Origin of the sequence: Bacteroides sp. AR29, from assembly GCF_900217715.1 — a bacterium.
Lineage (GTDB): Bacteria > Bacteroidota > Bacteroidia > Bacteroidales > Bacteroidaceae > Bacteroides > Bacteroides uniformis.
This window is the reverse complement of sequence record NZ_OBMS01000002.1, coordinates 286,301-300,490: the sequence shown is the minus strand read 5'-3', so window position 1 is coordinate 300,490 and position 14,190 is coordinate 286,301. Positions and strand designations below refer to the sequence as shown.

13 protein-coding genes are annotated in these 14,190 nt (G+C 49.1%); 6 read left to right on the top strand and 7 right to left on the bottom strand.

The window, feature by feature from the left end; genetic code table 11:
• The first annotated feature begins 7 nt into the window (after positions 1-7).
• Positions 8-1,864, top strand: coding sequence for a ChbG/HpnK family deacetylase (locus CSD97_RS01015; RefSeq protein WP_098031846.1), 1,857 nt, complete (start codon positions 8-10; stop codon positions 1,862-1,864).
• Positions 1,865-1,963: 99 nt separating this feature from the next.
• Complete coding sequence (locus CSD97_RS01010) at positions 1,964-2,176, top strand: hypothetical protein (RefSeq protein ID WP_008662841.1); 213 nt, start codon at positions 1,964-1,966, stop codon at positions 2,174-2,176.
• A gap of 106 nt (positions 2,177-2,282) precedes the next feature.
• On the opposite strand, the gene CSD97_RS01005 is transcribed toward CSD97_RS01010, so the two are convergent.
• The 3 genes from CSD97_RS01005 to pta all read right to left on the bottom strand — a co-directional run bounded on the left by CSD97_RS01005 (position 2,283) and on the right by pta (position 6,101).
• Positions 2,283-3,683: an alkaline phosphatase gene (locus CSD97_RS01005; protein WP_098031845.1), complete on the bottom strand. Its 1,401-nt coding sequence runs from the start codon at positions 3,681-3,683 to the stop codon at positions 2,283-2,285.
• A 180-nt stretch (positions 3,684-3,863) separates the two neighbouring features.
• Entirely contained in the window at positions 3,864-5,060 is a 1,197-nt protein-coding gene (locus CSD97_RS01000) for an acetate kinase (RefSeq protein WP_005834728.1), read from the bottom strand.
• Positions 5,061-5,081: 21 nt separating this feature from the next.
• On the bottom strand, positions 5,082-6,101 hold the full coding sequence (gene pta / locus CSD97_RS00995; RefSeq protein WP_098031844.1) for a phosphate acetyltransferase: 1,020 nt from the start codon (positions 6,099-6,101) through the stop codon (positions 5,082-5,084).
• 322 nt (positions 6,102-6,423) lie between these two features.
• On the opposite strand from pta, the gene CSD97_RS00985 reads away from it, so the two are divergent.
• From CSD97_RS00985 to CSD97_RS00970, 4 genes are read left to right on the top strand one after another with little or no spacing between them, the layout of a single operon-like run.
• Positions 6,424-6,762 carry a CidA/LrgA family protein gene (locus CSD97_RS00985; RefSeq protein ID WP_005824896.1) on the top strand — a complete coding sequence of 113 codons (339 nt, stop codon included), beginning with the start codon at positions 6,424-6,426 and terminating at the stop codon, positions 6,760-6,762.
• Positions 6,759-7,454 (top strand): LrgB family protein, encoded by a 696-nt coding sequence (locus CSD97_RS00980; RefSeq protein WP_005824898.1) that lies wholly within the window; start codon positions 6,759-6,761, stop codon positions 7,452-7,454. Before CSD97_RS00985 ends, CSD97_RS00980 begins: the two co-directional genes overlap by 4 nt.
• Before the next feature lie 52 nt (positions 7,455-7,506).
• Entirely contained in the window at positions 7,507-8,421 is a 915-nt protein-coding gene (locus tag CSD97_RS00975; protein ID WP_005824900.1) for a DUF2156 domain-containing protein, read from the top strand.
• Between the two features lie 42 nt (positions 8,422-8,463).
• Positions 8,464-9,480 carry a GNAT family N-acetyltransferase gene (locus tag CSD97_RS00970; protein ID WP_098031843.1) on the top strand — a complete coding sequence of 339 codons (1,017 nt, stop codon included), beginning with the start codon at positions 8,464-8,466 and terminating at the stop codon, positions 9,478-9,480.
• Positions 9,481-9,482: 2 nt separating this feature from the next.
• Here the strand turns inward: CSD97_RS00970 and CSD97_RS00965 are convergent, their stop codons facing one another.
• The 4 genes from CSD97_RS00965 to folP form a co-directional block, all read right to left on the bottom strand.
• Positions 9,483-10,802 carry a TldD/PmbA family protein gene (locus CSD97_RS00965; RefSeq protein WP_005834721.1) on the bottom strand — a complete coding sequence of 440 codons (1,320 nt, stop codon included), beginning with the start codon at positions 10,800-10,802 and terminating at the stop codon, positions 9,483-9,485.
• A gap of 22 nt (positions 10,803-10,824) precedes the next feature.
• On the bottom strand, positions 10,825-12,363 hold the full coding sequence (locus tag CSD97_RS00960) for a TldD/PmbA family protein (RefSeq protein ID WP_005824906.1): 1,539 nt from the start codon (positions 12,361-12,363) through the stop codon (positions 10,825-10,827).
• A 79-nt stretch (positions 12,364-12,442) separates the two neighbouring features.
• Positions 12,443-13,207 (bottom strand): diadenylate cyclase CdaA, encoded by a 765-nt coding sequence (gene cdaA / locus CSD97_RS00955; protein ID WP_005824908.1) that lies wholly within the window; start codon positions 13,205-13,207, stop codon positions 12,443-12,445.
• Between the two features lie 26 nt (positions 13,208-13,233).
• Complete coding sequence (gene folP, locus CSD97_RS00950) at positions 13,234-14,085, bottom strand: dihydropteroate synthase (RefSeq protein ID WP_005824910.1); 852 nt, start codon at positions 14,083-14,085, stop codon at positions 13,234-13,236.
• Positions 14,086-14,190: the final 105 nt, after the last annotated feature.

Genomic DNA, 14,190 nt, shown 5'->3' with positions numbered 1-14,190 from the left:
ACCACCCATGAAACCTTTAAGACTGAAAAACATGATTGCCGGATGCCTGCTCGCAGCAGGAGCATTGCCGGTATGGGGACAATCCGGCGCCCCGACACTTGTCATCCGCATTGACGATCTCGGTGCCCTGCATTCCGTCAACGAAGCCTGCATCCAGACCTACCGCTCGGGTATTGCCCGCAGCGTGGAAGTGATGCCCGTAGCAGCCTGGTATCCAGAAGCCATCAAGATGCTGAAAGAAAATCCGGGACTGGACGTCGGCCTGCACCTCGTCATCACCAGCGAGTGGGAGAACGTGAAGTGGCGTCCGCTGACCCACTGCCCCAGCCTGACGGACGAGAACGGCTATTTCTACCCGATGATGTTCCCTAACCCCGCCTATCCGGGACAGTCCATCATGGAGCAGAAATGGGACATCAAGGAGATAGAGCAGGAGTTCCGCGCGCAGATAGAGACGACGCTGAAAAGCATTCCGCAACTCAGCCATCTGTCCGGACACATGCTCTCCACCGGTTTCAGCAAGGAAGTGAACGAGCTGGTGCAACGGCTCGCCAAAGAATACAACCTGCCGTCCATCGACCGCATGGACTCCTCCAAGGACTACCGGTTTACCTACATCGGGTACGACGGCCCCAAAAGAACCGCCGAAGAAAAGGAGGCCAGCTTCATCAAAGCATTGGAGAAGTTGCAACCGGGCCAGCGCTACCTTTTCTTAGACCACCCGGCACTGGACAACGATGAAATGAAAACCGTCTTCCACATCGGATATGAGGACGTGGCGCTGGACCGCCAGGGAGTGACCGACCTGCTGACAAGCCCCCGCGTCCGGAAAGCCATTGAAGACAAAGGCATAAAGCTGATTTCCATCAACCAACTGACCAAGGGCCTGCCCCGCGCCGCCGCTACTCCGAAGCTGGACAAGGCCATGAACAGATATCTGGATGCCGTAAAGAAAGCCGGACAAGACCTGCACAGTATCATGATTGTGCAACACGGCAATGTCATTGCCGAAGAATGGATGGGCGAAGGGAAAGAGGATGAGCCTCACATCCTAAACTCCGTCAGCAAGACATTCACCGCCACCGCCGTGGGACTTGCCGCCTCCGAAGGCAGGCTGAAGCTGACGGACAAGGTCATCTCCTTCTTCCCCGACAAGCTTCCGGCAACCGTCAGCGAAAATCTGGCAGCCATGACCGTACGCGACCTGCTGACCATGAACTGCGGGCACGACACCGACCCCACCGGAACGGTACGCAAAAAGGCAGACGCCGATTGGGTGCAGGAGTTCCTTGCCTTCCCCGTGGAGCACAAGCCCGGTACCTTCTACACCTACAACAGCCTGGGAACCTACATGCTCTCAGCCATCGTACAGAAAGTGACGGGCGAGAAAGTGGTGGATTATCTCTATCCCCGTCTGTTCCGCCCGCTTGGCATCGTCAACGCCCGGTGGCAGGAAAGCCCGCAAGGCATCAATACCGGAGGCTGGGGGTTGTACCTCAAAACGGAAGACCTTGCCAAGATGGGACAACTGTTCCTGCAGAAAGGAAACTGGAACGGACAGCAGATTCTGCCCGAAGAATGGGTAAAGGAGGCATCTGCCTGCCAAGTGCCCTCACTGCCCGCCGGCATGAAACCGGAGATGCTGAAGAAAGCGAAGATGAGCGCCAAGACAAGCGACTGGCTGCAGGGCTACGGCTACCAGATGTGGCGCTGCCACCACAACGCCTACCGTGCCGATGGTGCCAACGGACAATACATACTGGTGTTGCCGGACAAGGATGCCGTCATTGCCGTCACCGCCAACATCCCCGACATGCAGGCAGAGCTGAATCTAATATGGAAGTATCTGCTGCCCGCGCTATAAAACGTTTATTCTTATAAACGATTACGAAAAAGTGAAGGTTACCGGAACTTTTTCCCGGCATGGTTGTAATAACATCATAACATTAAAAACATTAGCGTCATGGATGATATGATTTACAGAAACGACCCGATTGCCGAAGAGAACATAGACCCGCACGGACGTCCGGCAACGGATGAATTCGAGGAATGGAGCGAAGAGGTCTCCGAACGGACAGATACCGGATACAAGGACCAGAAAATAAAATCCGCCAAGGAACGGGAGAAACGTATCCGGGAGATGGATGAAATTATAAAGAAGGACCTTAAGGAATAAATTGACAGCCACCACAGATAGCACAGATTCTCACAGATTAGTCTCTTATACTTGATATCAGAGCTTCCAATCTGTGAGAATCCGTGTAATCTGTGGTGACTTTCTATTATTTGTATCCGCCAGCCTTGGCTATGCGTTTCGGGATTTCCGTGTTGTCCATCTTACCCACGAACAGCTTGGAGCCTGCACCTACTGCGAATACCGGCACATATCCGGCTGTATGGCCACCGCTGGTCCAGCCTACCATGGCAATCTGGCTCATCACCTTCTTGGCGGCAACGGCCAGGGGCTCAGTCTTGGCATAAAGACTTTCCTCAAACACTACATGCTTGTTCACGAATGATTCTTCGTAAGCATCACGCAGCATCTTCTCCTGCTCCCAGCTCACCGGCAGTTCTTTCCAGAAACCCATCTTTTCTGCCAGGAATTCCTTCATTTCCGGCCAGTTGATAACCTTGCGCATCTTGCGTAAGTCCGTGATGGAACGCGAAAGGATATCCTGAGACTGCTTCTGCTTGGCAAGGGCTTTCAGTTGAAGCTCGTACTTACCGGTACCCAGACCCAGACCGCCGGTTTCATGGTCGGCAGTTACCACAATCAGCGTTTCTTTGGGATGCTTCTTATAGAACTCGTAAGCCACCTTGATGGCGTTGTCCATATCCACCACTTCCTCAAAGACTGTGGCGGGGTCGTTTCCGTGGCAGGCCCAGTCAATCTTTCCACCTTCAACCATCAGGAAGAAACCCTTGTTACTGCCTTTGGTCAAGAAAGAGATGGCGCTTTCGGTAATTTCGGCCAGCGTCAAGTCGCCTTCCTGGCGGTCGATGGCATAGGGCAGGCAAGAAGGCTCTGCCCCTTCTTTCTGGATAAGAATCATCTTGTCCGCCTGGGCAGACTTTGACTTGTATTCGTCAAGGCCTCTTGCAACGGTATAACCGGCTTCTTCAAAGATAGGGAAGATGCTCGGAGCCTCTTTCTTGTCGGCAGTGGTAGTCGGTTTCAAGAAACCACCGCCTGCATAGAAGTCGAAACCGGCTTTCGGCAGGTCGAGGGCTATCTCGTAATACATGCCACGGTCCGGCTGATGGGCATAGAATGCGGCGGGAGTAGCATGGTCTACACTGACGCTGGTAGTTACCCCAACTTTCTTACCGGACTTTTGGGCTCTCTCGGCCACACTCTGAAGCACACTCTTGTTATCGTCCATACCAATGGCGCCGTTGTAGGTCTTTGCACCGGTAGCCAAGGCTGTTCCGGCAGCAGAAGAGTCAGTCACCGAGTTGGTGGCAGAAAAGGTAGTTGCCATGCTGGCAACCGGGAAAGAAGTGAACAGCAAAGGCTTTACACCGATGCGCCCTTCTTGTTCGGCCAGATACATCTCCGTACCGTTCACCTGGTTCACACCCATTCCATCACCGATGAAATAAAACACGTACTTCGCCTGCTGGGCATAGGCCATGCCGCTGGTCAGCAGTACAAAGAACAACACATACATTAATCGTTTCATAAGCAGTTCTTATTTAAAGTTATTCGAAAAATTGCCTTTATTGTTTTTAACCGAGTAACAAAGATAAGGATTTTAAAGGATTCGGAAAACATTTCGCCCCTACAAATACATTACATATTTGCAGGGGCGAAACCACATCCGGACTCCGGGAAGCCGGAACCGGGAAATATTACAGCGATATTACTTCTTCAGAATATCCATCGTGTCCGAAGCAATCATCAGTTCCTCGTCAGTGGGAATTACCACCACCTTCACCTGAGAATCTTCGGTAGAGATAACCATTTCTTCACCGCGTACTTTGTTCTTCTCGGCATCCAGCTTTATGCCCATGAATTCCAGGCCTTCACATGCACCCCAGCGGGCACTTGCCTGATTCTCGCCGACACCACCGGTAAATACCACGATATCCACACCACCCAAAGCAGCAGCATAGGCACCGATATATTTCTTGATGCGGTAGAAGTACATTTCTTCAGCCAGAACAGCCTTCGGATTGCCGGCAGCTACGGCATTTTCCAGGTCGCGCATGTCACTGGATTCACCGAAGATACCCAGCACACCGCTCTTCTTGTTCAACAGGTTGGAGATGCCGTTGGCATCCAGACCCTCTTTCTCCATGATGAAGGAAACGGCACCGGCATCAATATCACCACTGCGGGTACCCATCATCAGACCTTCCAGCGGGGTCAAGCCCATGCTGGTGTCTACACACTTACCGTCCTTGATGGCAGTAATGGAACCACCGTTGCCAATGTGGCAAGTGATGATTTTCTTTCCTTCCGGCTCTACACCCAGGAACTCGCAGACGCGCTGCGATACGTAGCGGTGTGAGGTTCCGTGGAAACCATAACGGCGTACGCCGTACTTTTCATAAAGTTCGTAAGGCACGGCATACAGATAGGCATGCTTCGGCATGGTCTGATGGAAAGCCGTATCGAACACACCAATCTGCGGAACATTAGGCAGAATGGCAGATATTGCATTTACCCCCTTCAGGTTAGCAGGATTGTGGAGCGGAGCCAGGTCGTTGCAGGCAGTGAAGGCGGCAAGCACTTCCGGCGTCAGCCGTACAGACTCGCTGAACTTTTCGCCTCCATGCACCATACGGTGACCTACGGCATTGATTTCGTCCAAAGACTTGATGGCTCCATATTCAGGGCTTGTCAAAGTGTTCAAGATAAATTCCACACCTACGGTATGCTCTGGAATGTCCTTCTCAAGAACTTTCTTCTCGCCACTGGGCAAGGTGAACTTCAGGAAAGAGTCCTTCAAACCAATTTTTTCAATACCACCCTGGGCGATAACTTCTTTCCGGTCCATATCAAACAATTTGTATTTGATGGACGAGCTACCGCAGTTCAATACTAAGATTTTCATACTATATATCAGATTTAAAAGTTATTCAGCATTCTTTTTGGCTGCAATAGCCTGATTTGCAGTGATGGCAATCATGCGATAAACGTCTTCGATGGAGCAACCGCGTGAAAGGTCGTTCACCGGACGGGCAATACCTTGCAGGATAGGACCTACAGCATCGGCATGTCCCAAACGTTGTACCAGCTTATAGGAGATGTTGCCCACCTCAAGACTGGGAACAACCAGCACATTGGCATGTCCGGCAATGGAAGAACCCGGAGCCTTGCTTGCACCTACTTCCGGCACCAAAGCCGCATCGGCCTGCAATTCACCGTCGATGGCAATGTCGGGAGCCATTTCCTTGGCAATCTTCAATGCCTCAACGACCTTATCTACTACTTCATGTTTGGCAGAGCCCTTGGTAGAGAAGCTCAACAAGGCAACTTTCGGGTCCAAACCGGCAACTGCCTGGGCTGTGCGTGCTGTACATACTGCAATCTGTGCTAATTGTTCAGCATCAGGCACCGGAGTCACAGCTACGTCACCCATTACCAGGATACCGTTCTTTCCATATTCAGGAGCATGCGTCAGCAGCAGCATGGCACCCGAAACGCAAGTGATGCCCGGAGCAGTCTTGATAATCTGCAAAGCAGGACGAAGTACATTACCCGTAGTGTTACGTGCACCTGCCAACTGGCCGTCAGCATCTCCATTCTTTATAATCAGGCAGCCCAGATAAAGCGGGTCGACAACCAGCTTGCGGGCCTCTTCGATAGTCATGCCTTTCTTTTTGCGGAGCTCGCAAAGCAGTTGGGCATATTCTTCTTTCTTAGGATGGTCTTCCGGGTCGATAATGGTAGCTTTGTTTATATTTCCCAGCCCCCACTCTTTGGCACAAGCCTCTATCTCGGCAGGTTTTCCAAGGATAATCAAGTCGGCTACTCCGTCAGTCAGGATTTGATTGGCAGCTTTCAGTGTACGCTCTTCCGTACCCTCGGGAAGAACAATTCGTTGGCGGTTTGCTTTGGCACGCTCAACAATTTCGTTAATTAATCTTTGCATGATATTTTAATTGTCTATTAAGAATCGGCAGTATGTGTTATTCACGCCGCAAAAGTACACAATTTTGCAATATCTACATTGCAAACATCGGTCTTTTTACCGTTCAGACCATAATTATTATAATATTTAACATTAGGTATTCCCAGCATTCATGTGTACGCACACGTGCCCCTCTGCAACAAACAATTACCCGTCCGGCAGGAACAACCCGCCCGACTCTACAAACGACATAAAAAAAATCAGGATACAACGATAACAAGCAATACATAGAATACCTACCTTTGCAGCGTTTTCAACGTATAACAATAGGTATTATAATAATATGATTCGTCAATGCGCCATCCTTTTCGGATGCTTAGCTTTGGGTGAACTGATTGTTTTCTTTACGGGTATCAAGTTACCTTCCAGCATCATCGGTATGCTGTTGCTCACCCTATTCTTGAAATTGGGTTGGATTAAACTGCACTGGGTGCAGGGTATGTCCGACTTCCTGGTTGCCAACCTGGGCTTCTTCTTCGTACCGCCCGGTGTAGCTCTCATGCTTTACTTCGATGTCATCGCCTCCGAGTTCTGGCCGATAGTGACCGCTTCCATAATCAGCACCCTGCTGGTGATTGTAGTCACCGGATGGGTTCATCAACTAACACGTAAAATCAAATGAACTTTTTAGAAAACGAATTTTTCCTATTGGCTGTCACCTTCGGGATTTTCTTTCTGGCCAAACTCCTGCAGAAAAAGACCGGCATCATGTTGCTGAACCCCATCCTGCTGACAATTGCCATCCTCATTGTCTTCCTGAAGATGACACATATCAGTTATGAGACCTACAATGAAGGAGGACATCTGATAGAATTCTGGCTGAAACCCGCTGTTGTGGCCCTGGGAGTCCCCCTATACCTCCAATTGGAAACGATTAAGAAACAGCTGCTCCCCATCATGCTGTCACAACTTGCCGGCTGCATTGTGGGAGTTATCTCTGTCGTGCTGATAGCTAAATTGATGGGGGCTTCCGACGAGATTATCTACTCCCTGGCGCCCAAGTCGGTCACTACGCCGATAGCCATGGAAGTAACCAAGTCGCTGGGCGGCATTCCCTCACTTACCGCCGCCGTAGTGGTCTGTGTAGGCTTGCTGGGAGGAATACTGGGCTTCAAGACCATGAAACTGACCCACATCGGCAGTCCTATGGCACAAGGCCTTTCCTTGGGAGCCGCCGCCCACGCGGTAGGAACTTCCACAGCCATGGACATCAGCCGCAAATACGGCGCATTCGCCAGCCTCGGCCTGACCCTGAACGGTATTTTCACTGCATTGCTGACCCCAACTATTCTGCGATTATTAGGGCTACTCTAACAAAATCTTCTTATTTTTGTTATCTATAATCATAACCAACTAAAAACAACGTATGATTTCATTTAAAGATATCGAATTACAAGACAAAGAACTGATTACTTCCTATACACAGAACAGTCCGCGACGGAATTGTGACCTCTCATTCTCCAACCTATGCAGCTGGCGTTTTCTATACAATACAAAGTTTGCCATCATGGACGGCTTCCTCCTGCTGAAATTCTGGGCAAACGATGAACTGGTGTACATGATGCCGATAGGTAACGGAGATTTGACAAAAGTACTGGACGCACTGGTCGAAGACGCACACCGGGAAGGGGAACCTTTCTGCCTGCTGGGAATATGTTCGGGCATGTGCTCGGAACTGGAAGCCTTCATGCCCGGAAAATTCCAGTTCACAGCAGACCGGGACTATGCCGATTACCTCTATCTGCGTACAGACCTCGCCACGCTTGCCGGAAAGAAATTCCAGTCCAAACGGAATCATGTCAACAAATTCAAACGCACCTATAATTACGAATATACTCCCATCACTCCCGACCGCATCCAGGAATGTCTGGACCTGGAAGCCGAATGGTGTAAGGCCAACAATTGCGACCAGCATGAAGGAACGGGCAACGAACGTCGCGCACTGGTCTACGCCCTCCACAATTTTGAAGAACTGGGATTGACCGGGGGCATCCTGCATGTAGACGGCAAAATTGCCGCCTTCACTTTCGGAATGCCCATCAACCAAGATACCTTCGGAGTACATGTGGAAAAGGCCGACACCAGCATAGACGGAGCGTACGCAATGATTAACTATGAATTTGCCAACCATATCCCCGAACAATATGTCTACCTCAACCGTGAAGAGGATTTGGGTATTGAAGGATTGCGCAAGGCCAAACTTTCGTACCAGCCTGCCATTATTCTGGAAAAATACGTGGCATGCCTGAAAGATGAACCGGTGGAAGCTATCAAATGGTGAGAGTAAGGATTAGAGATTAAGGATTAAAAGGATAAGGGATTGATGATACGGGAAAAGGTAAAGAACTTATGGAAGCTCTGTTTCAATGATAGCGAGGAATTTACTGAACTGTATTTTCGGCTCCGCTACAACAATGATATCAATATTGCCATCCAAAGCGGCGAAGAAGTGATTGCCGCCCTACAGATGTTGCCTTATCCTATGACGTTCGAAGGAGAAGATATTCATACGGCCTATATATCCGGCGCCTGCACACACCCTGATTACCGTAACCGGGGCGTAATGCACGAGCTGTTATCACAAGCCTTTGCACGGATGCTACACAATAATGTCGCCTTATCCACCTTGATACCGGCAGAGCCGTGGCTGTTCGACTACTATGCCCGCAGTGGTTATGCACCCGTATTCCGCTATGCCGAAGAGACTTTTATCGCTTCCGGCACACCGGCAGCCGATACGGGCCTTACTTTGGAAATGTCTGCCGAATATACTGAAAAAAGATATGAATATCTCGACCGGAAATTGCGGGAGCGCCCTTGCTGCATTCAGCATACGGAAGAGGATTTTCAGGTTATCATTGCCGATTTACAACTGGGGCAGGGCTTCGTTTGCACATTGAGCAATGGGGAGGAAATCACGGCTTTGGCCATTACCTATCCGATAGGGAAAGCCAACTGGCGCATTGGAGAAATCGTGTCGGATACTCCCGCTACAAAAACTTTACTGCTTCAACATATCTGCCAAAGCCTGAATCTCCCGTCCATCCGGGTTCTCACTCCTCCCGCTACCGGTGAAAGCCAACTTTTGGGCATGGCACGCATCATCAATGCCAAAACCATGCTGCAACTCTATGCTACGGCCCATCCGGAACTGGAACTCAGCATTCATCTCACCGATGAGCAGGTCAGTGCCAATAACGGCTACTACTACCTGAACAATGGTAAATATATGAATAGTGCCAAGCGTCTGCCGGGCAGCCACTTGGCACTTACAATCGGTGAACTCACCGAAAAAATATTTGCAACATCAAGCCCATATATGAGCCTGATGTTGAACTAGCATTATAATCCGCTGAAGTCGACTCCCTCAAATACCAGCGAAGGAATCTGCCATGAACGGTTCGGTTGAGGGTCATTGCCCACAGCAACCAAGGAATTCCATAAAGTAACCATGTTACCCGTCACATTCATTTCGTTGACGGGCTGTGTCAGCTTGCCGTCTTCAATAAGGAAACCCTCTATACCATAAGAGAAGTCACCGGTACTGCTATTGCTGTTACCGCCATTGAAGCCCGTAACCAAGATGCCTTGTTTAATATCTGCAACCAATCCGTTCAGGTCCTTATCGCCCGGTGTCAGAATTAGACGTGAAGGTGCACTGATAGTAGGAGCTATATCCATCTTCTTACCATTGTAGGTATCGATGAAATAAGTTTTCAGCACGCCTTTGTCAAAAACAGTGCGGGGTTCGGTAGCCACACCCTCATTATCGAAATAGCGTGAACCGTTTGCACCGATAGCATGCGGCTCGTCACGCAACGTGAAGAGGTCGGAAGCCACTTTCGTATCCAGCTTATCCATCAGGAAGGAGTTCTTTTGTTGCAAAGCACTGCCATACAATGCACTTAGCATCGGACTGAGCAGGTTTCCCACATTCATAGGGTCAACCACCATTGTATATTTACCCGACTTTGCTTTCTTCTGTCCCAGCTTGCGCAATACGCGTTCCAATGCCTTGGCACCGATTCCCGTCTTCGTCAATTTATCATAGAACAGAGCCGAGTCGTACCAGTAATCCTGAGGGCGAGCTTCGCCCTCTCCCTTAATGGATACACTGGCTGAGACAGAGAACCAGGTACTCTTCGACTCGCCTTCAAATCCGTTGCTTATCAAACGATAGGAAGAACCCTCGCCATCACTATAAGAAGAATCAACCGAAATGATACGCTCATCCTTGCCCAATACCTCCTCTGCAGCAGCACGTGCAATCGCCACTTTATCATCCGGGTTGACTTCATAGAGTTTCTTGTCAAAAAGCTGCAAGTCAGGCTTGCCTCCTTTATAGTAGCGTGCAGGGTCGGCCAGCATACGCGACTCATCCACCGCCAGATAGCGGGTAGACTCTATACCATTCGTGATAAGAGTTTCCAATTCTTTCTTATCCAGCCGATTGGTGGAAAAAGAGCCGAAACGTCCGTCCACATAAAGATTCAATCCCAAACCATTCTCCGTAGACTGCTGCAAACGGTCCATTTTGCCGTCACGCAGTTCAAAAGAAGAATTAGAATTTGTATATAGCACCAGTTTGGCTGCCTGGCAACCGTTCTTCAAGGCATATTCCATTGCCCATTGTGCCAATTTCTTATTGTCGTCTGTAATCATGTCTTTAATTGATAGTTGATAATTAACTTTCTCCTCCTACAGTCAGCTTGCTGACTAGTGCCGATGGCATACCGCAGGTAACGGGACAAGACTGACCGTCTTTACCACAGGTCCAAGTACCGTTGTCAATCTTATCGTTATTTGCCACCATCGTGATGTCAGCCAATGCTTTCGGACCATTACCGATGATATTTATATCCTTGACGGGCTGCGTCAACTTGCCATCCTCAATCAAGTAACCCGACTTCACAAAGAAGGTAAAGTCTCCGGCACCGATTTGCACCTGGCCATTGGTAAACTGGTCACAATAGATACCTTTCTTCACGGTGGAGATAATGTCCGCTTCCTTCATATTGCCGGCTTCCATATAAGTGGCACGCATACGGGGGATAGGAGTATTACGGAAAGTATCGCGACGTCCGTTTCCAGTAGGAGCCACCCCATAATGCTTGGCACTGATGCGGTCGTGCAGATAACTGGTCAGGATACCTTCCTTCACGATATAGGTTTTCTGGCCTTCCACACCCTCATCGTCGAAATTCACGGCTCCACGATTGAAAGCGATGGTACCGTCATCCACCACGTTGATATGCTCATCGCACACCTTCTTTCCCAAAAGGTCGCAGAAAATGGAAGTACGTTTACGGTTGAAGTCAGCCTCAAAAGCATGTCCTATGGCTTCGTGCAACAAGATACCCGAACCGCCAGCCCCCATCACGACGGGCATTTCGCCACCTTTGGGTTTCACAGCCTTGAACAAGATAGCAGTCTTATCCACCGCCTCACGTGCAATAATATCCACGATGTCATCCGTCATGAATTCAAAACCCTTGCGGTAAGAACGACCGGCATAACCGTTCTCCATCTTTCCATTCTCTTCCATGATACAGACTGCCATAAAAGAAACCATCGGACGGTAGTCGTAGTAGCTCACGCCCTCGGAATTACAGAACAGCACGTGCGATGTACTGTCAGAAAGAGAAGCCTGCACCTTACGTACACGATTGTCCAAAGAGAAAATCTTTTCGTTCAGCTTTTCTAAATAAGGTATTTTTGCCTTGACACTCACGTCCTCCCAAGGTTCAGTGACGGCATAGCGGCTTTTGGTAATTGTCTTTTCCGTCAGTCCTACAGATTTTCCGGCCTTGCCCGAAGAGGCGATACGGGCAGCAGTACGTGCAGCACGCAGCATTTCTTCCATAGTTACCCCTTCCACATAAGCATACCCCGTCTGGTCGCCTGCCAATACGCGTACGCCCATACCGAAGTCAATGTTAGCTCCACAGTTGTTTACTTTGCCGTCCATCAGAACCACACTGTTGTTGAATGTGTGTTCAAAATAAAGGTCGGCATAATCGCCGCCTTTTTCCAGAGCGGCAGCCATCACTTTCTTCAAGTCAGCCTCCGTCACACCGAAGTGAACCATTGCCGAAGCTACGGCAGACTGATTATCTGCTCCTCCTAAAGCTCCGCGTACTGACGCAGGCATAGCCAACGAGGGTACTGCCAGCGAACCTAACATCGCCAGACTTCCCGTCCGTAAGAAATTTCGTCTATCCATCCTTTTCAGTTATTAGTTATAAGATATTGTTTTTTATATCATAGTTATATGACGTAAAAATAGGAGATTTTGTCACACCTTAGCTTTCCTTTGTTAACAAACTTTCCAATTCCTCTGCATTCAGACGCAGATAGAATTGTCCTTTGTAAGCCACTGAAATACCTCCGGTCTCCTCCGATACAATGATGGCATGCGCATCAGACACCTGGGAAATCCCCATGGCAGCACGATGCCTCAGCCCCAGTTCCTTAGGAATGTCCAGATTATGGGAAACAGGCAGGATACATCCCGCCGCTTTGATACGTTTCTTACTGATAACCATCGCTCCATCGTGCAACGGACTGTTCTTAAAGAAAATATTCTCAATCAGACGCTGGTTTATATCGGCATTGATAATCTCTCCCGTACGCACCACATCATCCAAAGGCAGATTATGTTCAATGACAATCAGGGCACCAACCTTCTGCTTCCCCATACTGATACATGCCATTACCACCGGCATGATGTCGTCATGTTCCAGCTTCTCTTTCTTGTTACCGGTGAAGAAGCGCACCAGCGCACTGGCATGCTGATGCGAGCCGAGTGTCAGCAAGAAGCGCCGTATCTCGTCCTGAAACAAAATGATAAGCGCCAGCACGCCCACACTGACCAGCTTGTCGAAGATGGAACCGAGCAATTTCATCTCCAGCACCTGCGATACCACCAGCCATATCAGGATAAACACCAGGATACCCGTAAACACATTTATAGAACCGGAGGCTTTCATCAGCTTATACGTATAGTACAACAAGAAAGCCACTAACAGAATATCTATAAAATCTTTTATTCCAAATTCAAAAAACACGATATTGAATGATTAGGGGTTAGGGACTAGGAATTATTTCGCATGGCTTGCACAATCCGTACGGTTTCCACGGCTTCTTTCACGTCGTGTACGCGGAGAATGTCAGCACCTTTCAGCAAACAGATGGTATCGAGCACCGTAGTACCATTCAGCGCCTCCTGAGGAGTAATGTCCAACAAGCGGTATATCATCGATTTACGTGAAACGCCTACCAGCAAAGGCAACTCAAAAATACGGAACTCTTCCAGATGGGACAGCAATTCATAGTTATGCTCCATTGTCTTTCCAAAGCCGAAACCGGGGTCCAGAATGATGTCTTTTACACCTAAGTCACGTAATTGCTGCACCTTGCGCGCAAAATACAAGAAAACCTCTTTCAGAAGATTGTCGTAATGAGGATGCTGCTGCATACTTTGCGGAGTGCCTTGCATGTGCATCATAATATAAGGTACGTTCAATGCCGCAACGGTATGGAACATATTCGCATCCATCTCACCGGCCGCAATATCATTGATGATGGCAACACCATACTCTTCCACACACATTCTTGCCACATCCGCCCTAAAAGTGTCTACCGACACCACAGCATCCGGCTGTATCTCAAAAAGTATTTTCAGGCCCATACGCAACCGTTCCATCTCTTCCCTGGCAGAGACATTGTCGGCATTGGGACGGGAAGAGTAAGCGCCTATGTCAATAATGGCCGCTCCCTCCGAAACTATCTGTTTCACCCGGCGTGCTATTTCCACCTCTGTCTGTGTACGGCTACCGGCATAAAAGGAATCGGGAGTAACGTTCAGTATGCCCATGACACGGGGTTGAGAGAGGTCGAGCAGCGAACCGTTGACATTTATATATCGGGCAGTTGTAATTTCCATAGGCAGTCTGTTCTATATAGTACCTGCAAATGTAAACAAAAAAGTGGTTTCAAAATACATAAACTCATAAAACTGATAAGTTTTTTGCTTGTACCCGGGAAGGGA

Coding starts and splice junctions, on each gene's coding strand:
- CSD97_RS01015 (WP_098031846.1), top strand. CDS start 8: ATGAAACCTTTAAGACTGAAAAACATGATTGCCGGATGCCTGCTCGCA.
- CSD97_RS01010 (WP_008662841.1), top strand. CDS start 1,964: ATGGATGATATGATTTACAGAAACGACCCGATTGCCGAAGAGAACATA.
- CSD97_RS01005 (WP_098031845.1), bottom strand. CDS start 3,683: ATGAAACGATTAATGTATGTGTTGTTCTTTGTACTGCTGACCAGCGGC.
- CSD97_RS01000 (WP_005834728.1), bottom strand. CDS start 5,060: ATGAAAATCTTAGTATTGAACTGCGGTAGCTCGTCCATCAAATACAAA.
- pta (WP_098031844.1), bottom strand. CDS start 6,101: ATGCAAAGATTAATTAACGAAATTGTTGAGCGTGCCAAAGCAAACCGC.
- CSD97_RS00985 (WP_005824896.1), top strand. CDS start 6,424: ATGATTCGTCAATGCGCCATCCTTTTCGGATGCTTAGCTTTGGGTGAA.
- CSD97_RS00980 (WP_005824898.1), top strand. CDS start 6,759: ATGAACTTTTTAGAAAACGAATTTTTCCTATTGGCTGTCACCTTCGGG.
- CSD97_RS00975 (WP_005824900.1), top strand. CDS start 7,507: ATGATTTCATTTAAAGATATCGAATTACAAGACAAAGAACTGATTACT.
- CSD97_RS00970 (WP_098031843.1), top strand. CDS start 8,464: ATGATACGGGAAAAGGTAAAGAACTTATGGAAGCTCTGTTTCAATGAT.
- CSD97_RS00965 (WP_005834721.1), bottom strand. CDS start 10,802: ATGATTACAGACGACAATAAGAAATTGGCACAATGGGCAATGGAATAT.
- CSD97_RS00960 (WP_005824906.1), bottom strand. CDS start 12,363: ATGGATAGACGAAATTTCTTACGGACGGGAAGTCTGGCGATGTTAGGT.
- folP (WP_005824910.1), bottom strand. CDS start 14,085: ATGGAAATTACAACTGCCCGATATATAAATGTCAACGGTTCGCTGCTC.